Origin of the sequence: Flavobacterium suaedae (genome assembly GCF_014642915.1) — a bacterium.
In the GTDB taxonomy this organism is placed as follows: domain Bacteria; phylum Bacteroidota; class Bacteroidia; order Flavobacteriales; family Flavobacteriaceae; genus Flavobacterium; species Flavobacterium suaedae.
Genome location: NZ_BMJE01000002.1, coordinates 118,775 through 136,884, shown reverse-complemented (window position 1 = coordinate 136,884; position 18,110 = coordinate 118,775). Strand labels below are relative to the sequence as shown.

Genomic DNA, 18,110 nt, shown 5'->3' with positions numbered 1-18,110 from the left:
AATCATTAAATTTTTTAATCTGAAACGTATTACGAAAACTTTAAAAAGAAGGTAGCGAGGTAACAATTAGGAAACATATCTGTTATTTAGACATATTACAAATAGCAAAGTGTAAGAATTGTAATGATAAAAAAATACTTTAATACTACTATATAAATACAAGAGCCACATTAAGTGGCTCTTGTGGGGCATTAAAAACAAAATATGTGTATGAAAAAACTATTACAAACTATTCTGAAGGTACGTCTGTCAAAGCATTTATAAATGCTTTTAAATCTTCTATTTCAGATTGGGTTAAACCTAACGGATCCGGTGAAAGTGTTTGATTAGGAACTTCCAGTGAAAGCCCCATACCTGCTGCTCCGCCTTTATTATAAAAATCTAAAACCTCATCCAGTGTTTTATAAGCACCATTATGAAAGTAGGGTGCTGTTAACTTAGCATTTCTTACTGTAGTAGTTTTAAAAGAATGTTCGTAAATATATTTATCTTCATTAAATACATTATTCTTTGCCCTGCCCAAATCATCATCTGCCACCAACATACCGGGTGATTTTAATACACCCAAAACCTCACTTTCATTTTCCTGAAACAGCGGAGGAGTAAGCCCGCTAAAAGTAGGGGCATAATGGCAGGTTCCGCAGTTGGCTTTACCCATAAACAGGTTAAAACCCCTTATTACTTTTTTATCTGTTTTTTTTACTTCGCCTCTTATGTATTTATCAAACTCGCTATTAAATGATTGTAATGAAATTATAAAAGAAGCTAAAGCCGATGAAAACTGATATTTATTAATTTCTGCCGTACCGAAAGTATTTTTAAACTGCGCTGTATATTCTTCATTTTGGTTTAATCCGGCTACAATATCTTCAAAAGAAGTGTTGAACTCCATGTGATTTTCTATTACATGCTCCGCCTGATCTTCTAAATCAAAAGCTCTTAAATCATAAAAATATCGTGCAGAAAATACCGAGTTAACCAATGTAGGCGAATTTCGTAATACTCTTTTCCCTTCAACGCTTGCTAAAGAGGTTTTCTCTCCATCTGTATAAGCCTTATCAGGATTGTGGCAACTGGCACAACTGATGGTTTTACTACTGCTTAATGATGTATCATAAAACAACTTTTTACCCAAAGCACGTAATTCAGGAGAGTCATCTTTCTCCTTTAGCATACTGTAATAATATGGATTCAAAAAGTCGTTATCAAACATATTAGTTGTATAAGCATTCCATGACGGTGTTGTTATATACGTCTCTGCCGAACTTTTAATTTGCAGTTCTTTTTGTAAGGATAATAACTCTTTATAAAGCGGATTTAAATAAGTGGTTATAAATTTAAAGCGGTCAAACTTCTCGAAATTGTCATGTCTGTGTAAATATTTTTCTCCATCTTCAAATAACTCATTCAGTTTTTTTTGTAAATCAGGAGTTGCTTTAGCTATATATGGTTTTACTATATTATGAATACCATCTAAAGCCGAAGAGGCTTCCTGCACGGCATTTAGCGAGCCCGGTGTATCAAACCCTGTAATTCCACGACTTAATATTGTTACTAACTCCAATCTTGACGACTCAATAACCTCAAAATCATAATAGTACTTTTTAAGATTTAAATCGCGTTCTACAACCTCATATTTTACTTGCAACTGCTTACACAATTCCATGATTTTATCCTGACTTGTAAAAACCTCATCAGTAAAAATAATTTCGTCCAGTCTTTGCAGTCCCACAGGATCTATAACGGGAGCATTCTCCCCTTTATAGTGCCCTGTTTCCAGTTTATCCAGCGGAACAGAGTTTAAATAATCATCCACACTGCCGTAGTAATTACTTTTTTCAGCCCCTTCTTTTAACGGGTAAGGGTCTAAATGCTGTAAAGGCGCACCATTTATATAAGCTGTTATATGCTCAGGGTAATAATACGTAAGGATACTTTCTATTTTTTTATACGCGTTTCGGGTAGCTTTTAGTTGTTTCTGCAGTTCCTTCTCGTCAATCTCCCCTGCTTTAAAAGCCCTCGCCTTTTCATTTAAAGCAACTATCTGCGAAGTAATATTTTCAGACGATGCTATAATATATTCTCTTGTTTTTATTTCGGAGATAACAGCATAGTTACCTGTTGTGGTTTTATTGGTAAACTGCACATATACAGTAGCAACAACACATAAAAGAAAAGCCTGATATTTTTTAAAATGGTTTTTCATTTATAAACTATAGCTTTTTCTTCATTTGCTTTTCTCCTGCCGTATTATCGGTCAAGTACTCCATAAAGCTAATTAGGTCTTTCTTTTCCTGATCGGTTAAATCCAACGGCTCATCAGAAAGTGTTTGATTGGAAACACTTAAACCTAATCCTGCTCCTCCGCCATCATTATAAAAATCAACTACGTCTTTCAGTGTTTTATACGCTCCGTTATGGAAATATGGTGCTGTAAGTGCTGCATTTCTAACTGTAGTAGTTTTAAACGAACGGCTATATATCCATGCTTTTTCAGCATTAATATCGTTTGCTATTCTCCCCATATCATCATCTAGTTGATACGGTTGTTTTTTACTGTCTGCCAGTACCCCTAAAATTTCACTTTCATTCTCTGTATACGTTGGCGGAACCAACCCTGAAAAAGTTGGAGTGAAATGGCACGTAGCACAGTTAGCCTTCCCTGCAAAAAGGTTGAACCCCCTTTTTACACCGTCAGGTATGCTCTTAGTTTCTCCCCTAACGTATTTATCAAACTTACTATTGAAGGACTGTAATGAAAGTACATAAGACGCTAATGCTTTAGCAAAATTGGCTCGGCTTACTCCGGCTTTATTACCAAATACTTTTTTAAAACTGTTTTGGTACTCTTTATCATCTTCTATTTTTTGCAGAATGGCACTGTAAGCAGTATTAAACTCATGCGGGTTGAATATTACATGCTCTGCCTGCTGTTCTAATGTATAAGCACGTAAATCATAAAAATATCTATCAGCAAAAACAGCGTTTAATAATGTAGGTGAATTTCGCAGTACTGTTTTCCCCTCCACAATACTCATCGATTTTGGCAAGCCGTCTGTAAAACCTTTAGCCGGCTGATGGCAGGTAGCACAGCTTACTTTACCGTTACCACTGATGCTTTTATCATAAAACAACTTCTCACCCAATGATTTCAAGGCTTCGCTATCCTCTTCTTTCTTTAAGAGTGTGAAAGCATAAGGGTTCAAAAAATCTGCTGCAAAGAGTGATTCGCTATCCGCATTCCAAGAGGTCACGTAAGTAAGTCTTGTAGCTGTATTTTTAGACTTGAATGTTTTTAACGACTTATATAAGGGGTCGATATACTGTTTTAAAAATTCCAGCCTGTCAAAATCTTCAAAAGACTGATTTTTATCCAAGTACTCAACTGCTCCGTTAAATAAACTGTTTATAGTAGTAAAAGCTTTGGTTTCTTTTGTTTTGGAGTATGCTTTTGTAAAGTAATCCTGCATACCCTGTAAAGAGGCTTTTGATTCAGGTAAACCGTTTAAAGAACCCGGAGTATCAAACCCTGTTACACCCATAGAAAATATCCTGACTAACTGTAATCGTAATGTTTCTATTTCAGAGTCGTCTTCAACATTTAGTATGGCATTTTTCTGCTGAAAAGCATATATATTGTTGAACAGCTTTTTAGAAATCTCATATATCTTTTGCTTGTTATAGCTTGATTCTTCCGCATAAGCCAACTCATCTAAAACCTGTAACCCTTCCGGTTCTACTACCGAACGGGCATTTTCTAATTCTAAATGCATTAATGGTGCTCCGTTAATGTGTTTTTTCACAAACTCAGGGAAATGAAACGATAAGTAAAACTCTATACGCTTGTATTGGTTTCTGGCTTTAGATAATGCACTTCTAAATGTATTTAAATCAGCTTCACCCTTACGGTACATCTCAGCAATAGCATCAAGTTCCGCAAATGATTTATATACACTTTTTACTTCTTGGTTAAGGTATGTTTTCTCTTCCAGAATAGTTTTTTCAACTGTTGTTGAATTTGCTATAAACCTAAAAGAAGTTAAAGTTAGGGTAATAGCAATGAAAACTAACCAAAGGAAACCTCTGTAGTTTTTATAGGTATGCATTGTGTTGTTGTGTTGTGTGTTTAAGCCGCAAATGTAACACACAAGCAAACCTTATTTCCTGCACTAAGGTTTAAGAAATGATTAAGCGATGTTTAATTATTTCTTTATTATAGAAAGAAATGAATAAAAAAGCCTCTGAAAAATCCGAGGCTTTTTCAACTTTGGGTGACTTCGGGGCTCGAACCCTGTTTTCCTCATTCACAGTGAGGTGTTTTACCGCATAAACTAAAGTCACCATTTTTAGAAGACCTGACAGGATTTGAACCTGTACGCCAAGAATCAAAATCTTGTATCTAACGGTTACATTACAGGTCTGTTTGTACTCCACCCCGGATTCGAACCAGGACTATATAGGGTTTAAGTCTGATGCCTCTGCCAATTGGGCTAGTGGAGTTTTTTGTACGGGAAGGGAGAGTCGAACTCCCAAAATCTTGGTTCTAAGCCAAGCGCGTCTGCCGGTTCCGCCATTCCCGCATTTCAATCTGTCTTCTAAAAAATTAGTCTGGGAAGCAGGACTCGAACCTGCACCCTCCTGCATCCAAAGCAGGCAAACTACCAATTGTTATATTCCCAGTTTTGCAGTACTGACGGGATTTGAACCCGCAACCTTCCGAGAGACAGTCGGGTGCACTAGCCGTTGTGCTACAGTACTTTTTTGCGGAGAGCAAAGGAATCGAACCTTCACCACTTTGCAGTGAACTAGCTTAGCAGGCAAGCGTAACAAACCAGTATTTACCTACTCTCCTTTAATTTTAAACCATAAAAAAAAGCATCTCTTTTTAGGAGATGCTCATGAATAGTATGATATGCCTGTACATTTAGGTCATTACATATATCATCTCCTTTTGGGTTGAAACAAGTTTGTCATCACTACATAACAGCATGGGCTGCGGCAGGCAGAGCTGCTGACTTGTATATATACTATGTAGTACTTGATGTTTCATTTTTATCATTATTTGTTGTTGTTTTTACTGTTGCAAATATGAAATGTATTTTTGACTTATACAAGAAAAATTTTAATTTATTTTATTGATTATCAGTTGTTTATATTGATTTAAAGGCATAAAAATCCCTGTCCGCATTACGCAGATATTTCTGATTTTCAACAATCGTCTGTCTCTCAATTGTTTCTTGTTCAATGTTTATTTTTTATGTTCTTGTTTACTCGGTTTCATATCGTTAAAAAAATTTCATAAAAAAAGCGTCCAATATTACTTGGACGCTTAAATTGTATATAGATATTTTAGTTATTACCTCTAAAAATCATTTAAAATTATCACATAGCGTCCACCGCGCTCAATATCTGAGCGAGAAATACAGAGACTTAGTCTCGGCTGTTGAATGCTATGTAATCTGTTTGAATTCATTTCGATTGCAAATATTATAATTTTTTTCAGTTTATACTGCCTGATTGTAAAATGATTTTCTGATTTCAATCAGTAATTGGTTTACTTCTTCAATTTTTGGTCTTTCAGGCAGTTTTGAAACTGCATAAAGTTCCTGTAACTCATTTTTTCTTTCTTCAGCCCAATTTACAAGCTGGTCGTAATCATATACTCCGTTTTTTATATCTAACAGAAATGTTCTGTCGTTACGCTTAACATTAATAACATTCTCCACCGCTATTTCCTTCGCCATGTGCAGTAATCTAAAGGTATGCATCATGTTTTTAGAGTCATAATTTTTACCATGGGTAACGGTTGTATTATAACGTTCTTCATTTCGTTTTTCTACCCAATCCCAGTATTCTTTATACTTTTTACAATAGGTAGAATACCCTTCTTTATTAAAGTACACCATTGCTATTGCGCTTTCTTCTTTAGGTATTGAGCTCAAAGCAACATCATTAGCTATATCACTTTTCATGATTCCTTTATAAGGAATAGCAGTGCTATGATATAAATTATAACAATCTTTCAGATTAGGAATACTACTGATACCACAGTTTTCCTGCGCTATACCTTTTTCTGATAAAAACTTTTTTAGTTTTTTAGATTCTCCGTTAGTGTACACCACACAAAAATCGAGTACTGATTTACGCTCTTTTTCCATTGGGTTTACAATTTTCTTTTCTAACCCTCTGGCTTTTTTAATCTGAGCATAAGCATAATTAGCAAATGACAATTCGCATTGCTTCGACAGGAAATAATCTGTTTTTATTTTATCGAATAAAGGATGTTTATATAAAATGCATTCTTCAGGAACGTTTAAAAGCTCTAAAATATTAGGGTTGTTTTTTAAACATAACTCCATGAACTTTTTCAGCTCATAATAAACAATGTCATTCGTTTCATTATTAACCTGATCTACATAGTTTAAGGAATAAAAATCATTTTCAGGCAATATAAACACCCCTCGTATATCGGTATCCGATTGAGGGGTGTCCAAACCGTATGCTCTGCTTCCGGCAATACATTCAAATATTATACTTCCTGATTTTTTCAAATCGTCTATAGTCATGATATTGTTTTTAAGAAGAGCTTATTAAATTCTTCCAGGTTTGGCTTGCTATTAACCAAATCGTTTTTAACCTTATTGTTTTCGGCTACAATAGTACGCACCAAATCGATTAAAACATCATCAACAGGCTCATTACTCTTTTCAATCTGCGTAGCCTTTAAAGCTATCAAGTCATCAAGAACTTTATGATAACCACTATCTATCAAAGGATATAGTTCCTTAAACAATACTGTTGGCACAGTACCATTTTTATATATCCAGTTAGCGCATAATGCCGTACGGATAGCATAGAAAAAGCTTTTCAGGGTCATTTCATTTGTACCCAATGTTTCCTCAAAACCTTTGTTCATACTATGGTAATGATAAAAGCCCGCTACAGGATTAAAGTTGTTGTCGGCAAGTTCTTTTGCCTCCTTTAAAAATGTACCGTTTTCTATGTAAACAACCGGAGAAAACAACCAGCCTAAAAATGAGGCATTGGATTTTGCCAAGAGCCGTAATGCTTTGCGTACATCCCAACCCGAACCATCTAAATCATCTTCGGTCATAAACTGTATAGTATCTCCCTGTTCCCACAGGTTTAAATACCAGTCTTTTGGGTGCTTATATACAAAACGTATATCGTAATCAGAGTCGGGGGAAGCAAAGTCCCATGCCCTACTTCCCGATTCTACTGCGAACAGGATTTCTACATTTCGTTCCTGTTCTATTTGTTTTAATTTATTTAGTATTCTATCTTTCATTACTTTAAATCGTTATCTGTAAAAACTTTTATAAAGCTGTCCTTCTCTAATTTATTTAAAGAGAAATTATAATCAGCCTCATCCTCTTTTGTAACTATCTCTCCACCTAATAGCTCAATAATATTATTAAACATCAAAGGATTATGCCATTGCTGGTATAAAGCTTGGGTAGCAAGTAACGACACTTCCGAATTACCGGAAACTCTTGCATTACCCGAGCCAAAGTTTAGTAATACAAAACTTTGTCGTTTACCTTCGGGGATTAACATACCTAATACGGTTCCTATTTCTACTGACTGGCATTTAACCTCTGCAAATAGTTTATTAGGATCCATCATATAGTTGTAGTTTACGCTATCACCCTTACCAACAATTATTTTATACTCACAGTTACCCGAACCCGAGAATACATTACTCATAATAAGCGTTGGCATGCTTAAACCTCTCTTAGCATATAAGTACTCTACCGCTCCGTTTGGTGCACTGGTAATATCACCTGAATATAACAGATTATTAGCCTGATTGTAAGCTGAATTCCAGCCTACTTTTCCGCCAATGTTTAAACCTGATACATCAATATCACGAGCACCCCAGGCATCCTCCCAATACACGCCAACCGCTAAAGCATTACCATAAAACTTGGTACCCGTAGGAATGTTACCTACATACATTTTCTCTGAGGTTGGCAAGGCAAACTGTACATCGTAGGGCATAAAAAATGTCTTACCTGCTATATTAAATCTTGTTTTTATATAGTTTTCCAGGAATTGATAATTATTCCAAACAACATGCTTTGTATCTCCTTTTTTAACGAAGGATTTACCGTTTCTTATACGGTACAAAAATGCATCCTGACCATTCATCCGTGTATAACAAGCTGAAATAGCTTTGAACAATGCAAAAGGTGTAGCGTTATCTAACCAATGCATATCTGCTTTTGAAAGCAGCATACTGGTAACATAGTTCAACGGATTTACAACTAATGGCTTATGATGTATTTTAGACAGCTTAGTTATCTTATTAATTGTTTTACCGCACTTAGGCTTAAACGCTAAAAACAAGGGCTTGAAACGGTTAAATATCTCTGCCATTTTTTCTAAACCAAACTGTTCTAACTGAACTGCCGGATTATAATTAGACTCCGTAATAGCTGTTATGGCATCATCATTTTTAATTAATAATGATTCGCCTGTAGCCCTGTAAATAATGTAACGGAAAAACTCCATAGTATCGGTAGGCAGCACACCATACATATCGGCCAGCTTTATTACCGCCTCTTTGTTTTTAATATTCTCATTACCTGTAAACTTAAAGCCAAGTTCATCTGCTAAAACAGATAAAACATCATTTATTGTTTCTTCCTTCAAGGCAATACCCGACTGCAATAACGCTAAACATTTGTTAGTCATTTCAGCTTTTGTATAAGCCTTAACTACCTTAAAGGTAACTTTTAGTCCAGGTACATTCAGCACCTCTTCGGGTATATAAATTTCACTCTGAAAGTTACTGCCGTAAGTAGATATATAATGTGCAATCTGCTCCATCAATAAATTCTCACGTGAACTGAACAGAATTTTGCTCCATGACTTATGGAATGTTTTATTCAGTCCGTAACCATCAAGTTTTTCATCTTTATAAAACTTAATAATTTCTTTTTTAGCCCATAGTGCACCGGATTCTATTATAAAACCTTGTTCTGATACAAATGGTTTTTGAGTTGACTCTTTAGCAACAACTGCATTGAATAATTTTAATGTTTTCATTTTTATAAAAAATAAGTGGGAAGTATGTCAATTAAGGGTTGATAAATAGGAACTTCCTTTACCTATTTTAAAAAGACGAAGAGTAAAATCAACCACGACTCTTTCGAGCACTGGAGTCGAACCAGTATATAGGAACTCTTTTTGTCTTTTATTTATCAGCGAGAAGTAATCTTTTGGAAATAAATAGGAACTCCCTTTGCCGATTTTTACTTTGTTTTTTAATTACACTTCAAAAGTATAGTTGTAGTACGCAATCATTTTGCGTAGTATTTTTTTTATTTATTTTGTCTTCTTTTTTTCTTCCATGGCGCATTCTTTTTCCAGTCGCCTGCCATAATACAACCATAAGGCATTACCTCATCAATTACTTTTCCTAACCCGAATTCTTCCATTTGGTTTCTCACGGTTTCGGCATTTTTATATGCACTCGGTAATTCTGTAATATCAATCTCATTTGAGAAGAATCGAACATCAAGTCCTTCGGTTTCCATTTCAAAAATTTCCTGAAATGTTCCCTCTTTACTCTTTCTATGCTGCGTACGGCTTATGTTTCTACCCGCACCATGAGGAGCAAATCCCAGGTTACCTTCGGTTGTTTCACCCTCCACAATCAAAACGGGTTCAGACATGTTTAAAGGAATTAATCGTGGTCCTGTAATATCGGGCATAAACTTTTTGTCAAGCGGCGTAGCCCCCTTAGCATGATAAAATAAATCACCATCTTTAAACACAAAGTTATGCTCGTTCCAAAACCTGTTTTCTTTCTCCATTCCCAGTTTCTCAAGCGTAGCATCATGAATACATTCGTGGTTTATCTTTGTCCATTTACGTACAATCTGCAATGCTTCCCAGTATTTCTCCCCCTCTTCAGTATCAAAAGGAATCCATGCATTTTGCTTTAATGTTTCAGGAGATAATTCTTTTCTGAAACGTTCAGCCACCCTCATACCTTTATCATATAAGTTAGCTCCGAAACCTCTGCTTCCGTGGTGTGTAACCATCATGGTATTTCCTGTTTTTTTGGAAGTACCTATAAATAAAAAGTGGTTTCCGTCACCCTGAGTTCCTAAATGTGATCTCGCTGCTGAAATACATTTCTGGTCGTTTAAAAAGAAGTTAGCTTCAATCTCGGCAAGTAAATCCATAGGAAACCTGAACTGGTCTTCTCGAGAACGTCCTCCGGGACCAAAATGAGTAATACTATGTGCTGCATCCAAAACATCTTTCGGGTTCGCTTTTCCAAAATCGGTTAGCATTACAGAGCAGCAAATATCTGCACTGTGCATGCCGGGGTGTATTGCATTTTTTGCCACAGCTACCCCACCTACAGGAATTGTACCTATGCCACCTGTAGGGCAGGCATCGGGCATTATAGCCCCTTTTACTAATGTTGGAGTTCGCATCAAAGCATCCATAGTTTCTACTACACTATTTACATTGGCATCTTCCAACTCATTTTCTGCTTTTATATTAATAGAAAAAGGGATAGCAGCGTTATGTAAACCTATTGGAGGAGGCGATTTAAACTGCTCTAAATAATTCATTAGTGCTTCACCTTCCAATTGATTTGTATGAATATGCTCTAAAGCTTCCTTCATCCACTTACCCGGGTTTAAACCCATTTCTATAAGTTCTTTTCCTGTTATGTCAATTTTGTTTTCCATTTTTTTATCCTTTTAGGGAGCTCCGCCGACCCCTCGTTAGGCGGAGCACTACTGTTTAATCTAGTATAGATTGTTTTGATTCCGATACAAATATTTTAACCCAACTACGCATTCTTTTTGCGTAGAAGAAATTATTCACTATTTTTCCAAAAAAATCTGTTATGGCTCTTAATAAAAATGCTTTAATACGCTATAAAACCATTGATAAATGCCTGCAAAACAATTACAGGGAATGGACTTTAGATGACTTAATTGAAGCTTGTTCCAACGCACTATACGAATATGAAGGCAGAGAAGTAAACGTGAGCAAGCGCACAATTCAGCTTGATATACAAATGATGCGAAGTGATAAACTGGGGTACAACGCCCCTATTGTAGTCTATGACAAAAAGTTTTACCAGTATGAAGACCCTGAATATTCTATAACTGATATCCCGCTTAATGAAAATGATATGAGCGTGCTTACCGAAACGGTAGAAATGCTGAAACAGTTTAAAGATTTTTCGCTGTTCTCGGAGTTGGGCGGTATCATTCAACGATTGGAAGACAAGGTATACACTGAAAAAACAAAACAATCGGCTATTATCCATTTAGATAAAAACGAGAACCTAAAGGGATTGGAGTATCTTGACACACTATATCAGGCAATACTCAAAAAAATAGTATTACGAATTACCTATAAATCATTTAAAGCCAGAGAGGCATCGGAGATTGTTTTTCACCCATTCATCTTAAAAGAGTTTAATAACAGATGGTTTTTGGTAGGTAAAACTTCAGCAAAAAAACCAATAGCTACTTTCGCATTGGACAGGATTGAGAAAGTAGATTATGATTTAAACATTCCCTATTTGGATATTAACTTTAACGGAGAAGAATATTATAAAAACACCGTTGGCGTTACCGTATTGGCAGAAGAGCATGTACAAGAAATTCATTTAAAAGTAGATAGAAGTAATGCTCCCTATGTACTTACCAAACCCTTACACCATACTCAGGAGGTTATAGAGGAATTGGAGGACAAAAGTATTATAGTTAAACTGGATGTACATATAAACTTTGAACTGGAACGTCTTATTTTAGGTTTTGGTGAGTGTATAGAGGTTATAAAACCCCGACTTTTACGAAGAAAAATCAGGAAAAAACACGAAAAAGCTGTAGCGTTATACAAATAGCTTTAAGTATTAACATATTTAAAAAATAAATGTACCATAACTTTTATAAAACATTATTTTTGTAAAGCATTAATTCCCTATACCTTATAAATACTTAAAATTATTTTAAACTCTTAAATGTTATTACATGAGTAAAACTACCCTTAAAAAGCTATGTGCTTTATTTTTGCTACTCATGAGTTACAGTATAGGCTGGACTCAGGAAATTGCAATTAACGAAGTAATGTCATCAAACAACTCTATTATTGAAGATGAAGATGGAGATAATGAAGACTGGATTGAAATTTATAACTACGGAACAACCCCTGTAAACTTACAGGGATTCGGTATTTCAGATGATGAAACTGTTCCGTTTAAGTGGGTTTTCCCTGATGTTACTATAGCAGCTAATGAATATATGCTGATATGGGCATCTGATAAGGATCGTGCTATTGCAGGAGAACCACTACACACCAACTTTAAAATCAGTTCGGGAGGAGAAGTCATAACACTTACCAGTTCTGACGAAAACATTGTTAACCAAGCTCCCGCCACAGCTCTTGAAGGAGATGTTTCTACAGGAAGACAGCCTGATGGCACAGGAGATTGGTTATTTTTCTATACTCCAACACCGGGAGAGTCGAATACAGGTACAGGACTATCTGAACTATTAACACCTCCTGTATTCTCTCACGAATCAGGACTGTACACAGAAGCTTTTGACCTTACATTATCACACACTAATCCTAATGCGGTAATTATATATACTACAGATGGCTCTGAACCCGATTTAGGTAATACAACAGGTACTGAATTTAATTATAAAAACAGTTATAAGCTGGAAAGTACCGATACACCGGGACCTCTACTAAGTGATTCTTACACTTCCAACACGTATACTGCACCTGTAAATATATACGACCGCTCTGCTGATGCAGACGAGTTAGCCGTTAAAAACACAAGACAGCATCCATTACACACTCCTGTAAACCCGGTAAGAAAGGCAACCGTTGTAAAAGCAAAGGTTTTTGTTGACGGAGTAGGTTCTGAAACTATAGCTAAAACATTTTTTGTTTGGAGCGAAGGTAATCCATACCAAATACCTGTAATTTCATTACAAATACAGGAAAACCATTTATTTGATTATAACGATGGGGTTTACACATCAGGGGTGGACTTTGACACATGGAGAGAAAACAACCCTGATAACAACCAATGGTACAGACCGGAATGGTCTAATTACTGGAGAAGTGGTTCGGACTGGGAGTACCCTATTAATGTAGAGTTTTTTGAAACTGAAGGTTTAAACTCCGTAATGAGTGTAAATGCAGGATTCAGAATACACGGTAACAACTCAAGGGCTCTTGCTATAAAAAACCTTAGGCTATACGCCCGAAGTGATTATGACGAAACAGATGTTTTTGAACATGATCTATTTGAGCAATCAATTCCGGGTTCAATTAATAATAATGAGTTTAAGCGTATAATGCTAAGAGGTGACGGTTCAGGTGGTCCTGTATCTTACGATGTTGTTTTTAACCGTGTTATGCAACCTGTTTATAATGGTGTTACCCGTATAAAACCAGCTATACACTTTATTAACGGTGAGTATTGGGGTATAACAGCACTAAGAGACAGGTTTGACAACCACCATTACGCTATAAACTTTGACCTTGATAAAGACAATATTGTTCAGGTAGACTGTAAGGGTGCTAACTGTGAAATAGATGAAGGTGATGATACCGACTATCAGACCTTTATTGAAATGCGCGATTTTATTGTACAAAACGATATGGCTGATGCAGGCTTATATGCACAGGCTGCCGATATGCTGGATATGGCATCGTTTATTGATCATATGGTTATGGAAATTTACGCTGCCAATGACAGCTACGAAAGAAATTTCTGGAAAGTAAGAGATGTTGAAAATGATAGCTTTGGAGACGGAAAATGGCGTTTAACCGTTCAGGATTTTGAAGCATCACTTAAAAGTGAAACAGACTGGTTACAGCACTGGGGCGATATGAGCGAATCGATTAACGAATCGTTTTTAGCACACCTGTTAGATAATGATGAATTCAGAGTACAGTTTATCAATCGCTTTGCTGATATTTTAAATACGGTATATACTCCTGAGTACTTCAATACAGTAGTAAACAATACTTTTGATGAAGTTGCTCCTTATTTAGCAGAAGACACAAACCGTTTCCCACGTGAAAGCTTTTATCAGGAAATTGAAAGACAGAGCTTATTGGATTGGGGAACAAACAGACCTGATATACAAAGAGACCAAATTAAAACCTACTTTGATATTACAGAAACACACGATTTAACACTTAATGTTTCGGACACCGAAGCCGGTACTGTTACAATTAACACTATTGCTATAGAAGCTTCTACTCCGGGTGTACCTGAAACACCATACCCATGGACAGGTACTTACTTTAACGCAATTCCTGTAACGCTGGAAGCTGAAGCAATGCCGGGTTATGTATTCTCTCACTGGTCTGGTGACGTAAGCAGTACAGAACCTGCCATAACAGTTACTCCAACCGCTGACATGCAAATACAGGCTAATTTTGAACCGGAACCGGCAGGAGAAGAGGTTGTTTATTTTTGGTTAATGGATTCTGAAATTCCAAACGACACACCTTTAGAAAATCTTGCGGCAACATACGCTGCAAATGAATTAAATGCTGAAATAGTTTACAGTTCTTGTTTAGAAGGGTATCCGTTTACCAGTAGTCATGAAAACTGGCGCAAGGCTTCTATGGAGCGTAAAAATGAACCTACTCCATTAAACTACTACCCTGAAGCTAACGATAACATACCTTATGCTGACGGGATTATGAAAGGAATACAAATAAGGCAACCTTTCAGAGCTGCTGATTTAGAAAACGCTATGGAGTTACAAGTACCAACTACTAATTTAGAAGAAGTAAAAGTTTCATTTGCTGTATATTCAGATGGTGCTGCGCAAACATTGCTTGTTGATTACTGGAACGGTACTGAGTGGACAACCAATGAACTTGAAAATGCATCAGTTACATTAGCGGATAGCTACGAAGTAAAAGAGTTTGATTTTTCGGGTATTACTATAGCGAACAACAATCCTGATTTTAAAGTTCGTATTCGTTTTGACGGCACAGATATGTTTGCTGAAAATGGCGAAAGAGTTTACTTTAATAACATTGCTGTTACAGGTCTGGAAGTACTATCTGTTACTACACCTGAAAGAAATGTTACTTTTAATGTATATCCTAACCCTGCTGACAACTATGTGAGAGTTGAAGCCTCTAATAGTATTGATGAAATAACTATTTACAGTATTTACGGGCAATCTTTAAATAAGTATACTCCTAACACTTCTAATTATCAGGTTGGTTTAGAAAACCTTCCTTCAGGAATATATTTACTTAAAGTATCCTCAAACAATACGGAGAAAACAATTAAAGTAATTAAACGATAATATAATCTGTATAAAAAATTAAAGCCACCTTTATCGAGAGGTGGCTTTTTTATTTAGAAATACTTATAATAAAAACTATATAAAATAAAAAAGCCTCTGAAAATTCAGAAGCTTTTGTTGTGCGGGTGATAGGACTCGAACCTACACGCCGTGAAGCACTAGATCCTAAGTCTAGCGTGTCTACCAATTTCACCACACCCGCAGGGTAATAACGAACTCGATATTGTGTTTCATTATTGTGGGTGCAAATATACGCATAGTTTGATATAATGCAAGTAAAAATTCGAAAAATATTTAATTAATTTTTTACGTAATTTTGACAAGAAACCTATATCGTTAATTTTAAAATGAATAACATTAAAAACTACGTCCAAGAACACAAAGAAAGATTTTTAAACGAGCTGATAGAGCTTCTTAAAATACCTTCTGTTAGTGCAGACAGTGCTTACTCTCAGGATGTAATAAATACCGCTGAAGCAGTAAAAGAAAGCTTAGAAAAAGCCGGATGTGATTTAGTTGAAATATGTGAAACTCCGGGCTACCCAATTGTATATGGTGAAAAAATAATAGATAAAAACTTACCTACAGTACTGGTTTACGGGCATTATGACGTACAACCACCGGATCCTGTAGAGCTATGGACTTCACCACCATTTGAACCTGTTATTAAAGAAACACCTAAACACCCTGAAGGTGCAATTTTTGCACGTGGTGCATGTGATGACAAAGGGCAAATGTATATGCATGTAAAGGCAATGGAGTACATGGTACAAAATGACAGCCTGCCTTGTAATGTGAAATTCATGATTGAAGGTGAAGAAGAGGTAGGTTCGCCGAGCCTTAGCTGGTTTGTGGAACGCAATCAGGAAAAACTTAAAAATGATGTTATCCTGATTTCTGATACGGGAATGATATCTAACACACAGCCATCTATCACAACAGGTTTAAGAGGTTTAAGCTATGTAGAAGTAGAAGTTACAGGACCTAACCGCGACCTGCACTCAGGTTTATACGGTGGTGCAGTAGCCAACCCAATCAACATTCTGGCTAAAATGATAGCACAGCTACATGACGAAAACAACCATATAACTATTCCCGGTTTTTATGACAAAGTAGAAGAACTTTCGCGTGAAGAACGTGATGAAATGGCTAAAGCTCCGTTCTCTTTAGACGAATATAAAAAAGCATTAGACATTAATGATGTTCATGGTGAGGCTACATATACTACTAACGAGCGTAACTCCATTCGCCCTACACTTGATGTAAATGGTATTTGGGGTGGTTATACAGGAGAAGGTGCTAAAACGGTTATTGCCAGTAAAGCCTATGCAAAAATATCAATGCGTTTAGTTCCTGACCAAGACTGGGAAGAGATAACGGAATTGTTCACTAAATATTTCGAAAGCATTGCCCCTGATTCAGTAAGAGTAAAAGTTACACCTCATCATGGTGGTCAGGCTTATGTTACGCCTATAGACAGCACAGGATATCAGGCAGCAGCAGCAGCTTATGAGGAAAGTTTTAATATAAAACCAATACCGGTACGTTCAGGAGGAAGTATTCCTATTGTAGCTTTATTTGAAAAAGAGTTAAAAAGTAAAACTATAATGATGGGCTTTGGTTTAGACAGTGATGCTATCCACTCCCCTAACGAGCATTTCGGGGTTTTCAATTACCTTAAAGGTATTGAGACAATTCCGTTATTCTATAAGTATTTTACTGAAATGAGTAAATAACACCCATCAACAGCTATCTTTTTATGATATCGAGAAATATAGTCCGAAGTCTTTTATTGGTAATCATAATGCTATCATTATCTGAGGAAGCAAATGCGCAAGAAAAAAGCAAAACAGAAAAATTTGAAGGTATCCCGCTTGTAGAACAGCAATTAAGCTATGCTGCTTCTGAACTTACAAAGCAACCCGAATATAGCGATGGTGGTATGCAAGGCTTTTATACTTATGTTTATAAGCATTTTAAAGTCCCAAAGGTTAATAAAGACATGACTGCCAGAATATACCTCTCTTTTGTAATTGAAAAAGATGGTTCTATGTCTAATATTAAAATACTAAGAGACCCTGGTTATGGCATGGGAGATGAAGCGGTTAGGGTGCTTAAAAGTATGGATCAAAAATGGATACCTGGTGAATTAAATGGAGAAAAAGTGTCTGCAAATTATAACTTGCCTATTACTATAAATATTACAAGTAAAAAATAGTCTTCTATATGTAGTTTTTACAAAATCCGCCCATTGTGGCGGATTTTTTTATGAATAGTTCCAACCCTATTGCACAAGCCTGCATCTTTATAAGAAACCACTAAAAGTATGTCTTATGAAAAAGATTATTGTATTTTGTTTATTCATTTTTACTATATATTGTAATGCACAGGTGTACAAAAACACTTTACCTCAACCTGAATGGGTGCAGATACAAAAAGACGGGCTAATTGGTTATATAGATGAATCAGGTAACGAAATTGTACCACCTGTCTACACTAACATCGGTGTGTTTGGTGATTATATTGAAGGATGGGCTTTAGTTGAAAAAGATGGATTATTAGGTTTCATTGACGTAACCGGAGAAGAAATAGTACCACCGAAATATGACACAATAGGACAATCGGGTAATATAAAAAAAGGATGGTTATTAGTAAGCAAAGATGGTTATTATGGGTTTATAGACGAAACAGGCGAGGAAGTTGTGAAACCCGAATACGAAGCAGTAGAAAACGAAACACCAAAACTATATTAAC

At 36.0% G+C, this 18,110-nt stretch carries 11 protein-coding genes and 8 tRNA genes; 5 read left to right on the top strand and 14 right to left on the bottom strand.

The annotated features are described in order from the left end of the window. Positions 1–229: 229 nt before the first annotated feature. The 13 genes from IEW45_RS03655 to IEW45_RS03595 form a co-directional block, all read right to left on the bottom strand. The gene (locus tag IEW45_RS03655; RefSeq protein WP_188619877.1) at positions 230–2,206 is read right to left on the bottom strand and encodes a cytochrome-c peroxidase; all 1,977 of its coding nucleotides are present in this window, start codon (positions 2,204–2,206) and stop codon (positions 230–232) included. 7 nt (positions 2,207–2,213) lie between these two features. Further along, positions 2,214–4,106 (bottom strand): cytochrome-c peroxidase, encoded by a 1,893-nt coding sequence (locus tag IEW45_RS03650; protein ID WP_188619876.1) that lies wholly within the window; start codon positions 4,104–4,106, stop codon positions 2,214–2,216. 164 nt (positions 4,107–4,270) lie between these two features. Next, positions 4,271–4,341: transfer RNA gene (locus IEW45_RS03645), tRNA-His, on the bottom strand. A gap of 9 nt (positions 4,342–4,350) precedes the next feature. Then, positions 4,351–4,421: transfer RNA gene (locus IEW45_RS03640), tRNA-Gln, on the bottom strand. Positions 4,422–4,426: 5 nt separating this feature from the next. Next, positions 4,427–4,500 (bottom strand) — tRNA-Leu (locus tag IEW45_RS03635). Between the two features lie 6 nt (positions 4,501–4,506). After that, positions 4,507–4,580: transfer RNA gene (locus IEW45_RS03630), tRNA-Leu, on the bottom strand. Positions 4,581–4,607: 27 nt separating this feature from the next. Beyond that, positions 4,608–4,680, bottom strand: a tRNA-Pro gene (locus tag IEW45_RS03625). 5 nt (positions 4,681–4,685) lie between these two features. Further along, positions 4,686–4,758: transfer RNA gene (locus tag IEW45_RS03620), tRNA-Asp, on the bottom strand. 6 nt (positions 4,759–4,764) lie between these two features. Further along, positions 4,765–4,851 (bottom strand) — tRNA-Ser (locus IEW45_RS03615). Positions 4,852–5,504: 653 nt separating this feature from the next. Further along, positions 5,505–6,566, bottom strand: coding sequence for a nucleotidyltransferase domain-containing protein (locus tag IEW45_RS03610; RefSeq protein WP_188619875.1), 1,062 nt, complete (start codon positions 6,564–6,566; stop codon positions 5,505–5,507). After that, positions 6,563–7,309, bottom strand: coding sequence for a nucleotidyltransferase domain-containing protein (locus IEW45_RS03605; protein ID WP_188619874.1), 747 nt, complete (start codon positions 7,307–7,309; stop codon positions 6,563–6,565). Before IEW45_RS03605 ends, IEW45_RS03610 begins: the two co-directional genes overlap by 4 nt. Next, positions 7,309–9,072, bottom strand: a complete 1,764-nt coding sequence (locus IEW45_RS03600) for a hypothetical protein (RefSeq protein ID WP_188619873.1) — start codon at positions 9,070–9,072, stop codon at positions 7,309–7,311. The genes IEW45_RS03605 and IEW45_RS03600 overlap by 1 nt, the downstream gene beginning before the upstream one ends. 275 nt (positions 9,073–9,347) lie before the next feature. Further along, positions 9,348–10,736, bottom strand: coding sequence for an RtcB family protein (locus IEW45_RS03595; RefSeq protein ID WP_188619872.1), 1,389 nt, complete (start codon positions 10,734–10,736; stop codon positions 9,348–9,350). A gap of 161 nt (positions 10,737–10,897) precedes the next feature. Here IEW45_RS03595 and IEW45_RS03590 point away from each other — a divergent pair, with 161 nt between their 5' ends. Together IEW45_RS03590 and IEW45_RS03585 are read left to right on the top strand one after the other, a co-directional pair. Beyond that, positions 10,898–11,908: a helix-turn-helix transcriptional regulator gene (locus IEW45_RS03590; protein ID WP_188619871.1), complete on the top strand. Its 1,011-nt coding sequence runs from the start codon at positions 10,898–10,900 to the stop codon at positions 11,906–11,908. Positions 11,909–12,035: 127 nt separating this feature from the next. Beyond that, entirely contained in the window at positions 12,036–15,356 is a 3,321-nt protein-coding gene (locus tag IEW45_RS03585) for a CotH kinase family protein (protein WP_188619870.1), read from the top strand. A 120-nt stretch (positions 15,357–15,476) separates the two neighbouring features. Here the strand turns inward: IEW45_RS03585 and IEW45_RS03580 are convergent. Then, a tRNA-Leu gene (locus IEW45_RS03580) sits at positions 15,477–15,558 on the bottom strand. 145 nt (positions 15,559–15,703) lie between these two features. Between IEW45_RS03580 and IEW45_RS03575 the strand changes: the two genes are divergently transcribed. From IEW45_RS03575 to IEW45_RS03565, 3 genes are all read left to right on the top strand, one after another. Further along, on the top strand, positions 15,704–17,092 hold the full coding sequence (locus IEW45_RS03575; RefSeq protein ID WP_188619869.1) for a dipeptidase: 1,389 nt from the start codon (positions 15,704–15,706) through the stop codon (positions 17,090–17,092). A gap of 23 nt (positions 17,093–17,115) precedes the next feature. Beyond that, positions 17,116–17,574, top strand: coding sequence for an energy transducer TonB (locus IEW45_RS03570; protein ID WP_188619868.1), 459 nt, complete (start codon positions 17,116–17,118; stop codon positions 17,572–17,574). Positions 17,575–17,689: 115 nt separating this feature from the next. Further along, the gene (locus IEW45_RS03565; RefSeq protein WP_188619867.1) at positions 17,690–18,109 is read left to right on the top strand and encodes a WG repeat-containing protein; all 420 of its coding nucleotides are present in this window, start codon (positions 17,690–17,692) and stop codon (positions 18,107–18,109) included. Position 18,110: the final 1 nt, after the last annotated feature.

Bases quoted from the DNA above. Each gene is read 5' to 3' on its own strand.
- IEW45_RS03655 (WP_188619877.1), bottom strand. From the start codon at position 2,206: ATGAAAAACCATTTTAAAAAATATCAGGCTTTTCTTTTATGTGTTGTT.
- IEW45_RS03650 (WP_188619876.1), bottom strand. From the start codon at position 4,106: ATGCATACCTATAAAAACTACAGAGGTTTCCTTTGGTTAGTTTTCATT.
- IEW45_RS03610 (WP_188619875.1), bottom strand. From the start codon at position 6,566: ATGACTATAGACGATTTGAAAAAATCAGGAAGTATAATATTTGAATGT.
- IEW45_RS03605 (WP_188619874.1), bottom strand. From the start codon at position 7,309: ATGAAAGATAGAATACTAAATAAATTAAAACAAATAGAACAGGAACGA.
- IEW45_RS03600 (WP_188619873.1), bottom strand. From the start codon at position 9,072: ATGAAAACATTAAAATTATTCAATGCAGTTGTTGCTAAAGAGTCAACT.
- IEW45_RS03595 (WP_188619872.1), bottom strand. From the start codon at position 10,736: ATGGAAAACAAAATTGACATAACAGGAAAAGAACTTATAGAAATGGGT.
- IEW45_RS03590 (WP_188619871.1), top strand. From the start codon at position 10,898: ATGGCTCTTAATAAAAATGCTTTAATACGCTATAAAACCATTGATAAA.
- IEW45_RS03585 (WP_188619870.1), top strand. From the start codon at position 12,036: ATGAGTAAAACTACCCTTAAAAAGCTATGTGCTTTATTTTTGCTACTC.
- IEW45_RS03575 (WP_188619869.1), top strand. From the start codon at position 15,704: ATGAATAACATTAAAAACTACGTCCAAGAACACAAAGAAAGATTTTTA.
- IEW45_RS03570 (WP_188619868.1), top strand. From the start codon at position 17,116: ATGATATCGAGAAATATAGTCCGAAGTCTTTTATTGGTAATCATAATG.
- IEW45_RS03565 (WP_188619867.1), top strand. From the start codon at position 17,690: ATGAAAAAGATTATTGTATTTTGTTTATTCATTTTTACTATATATTGT.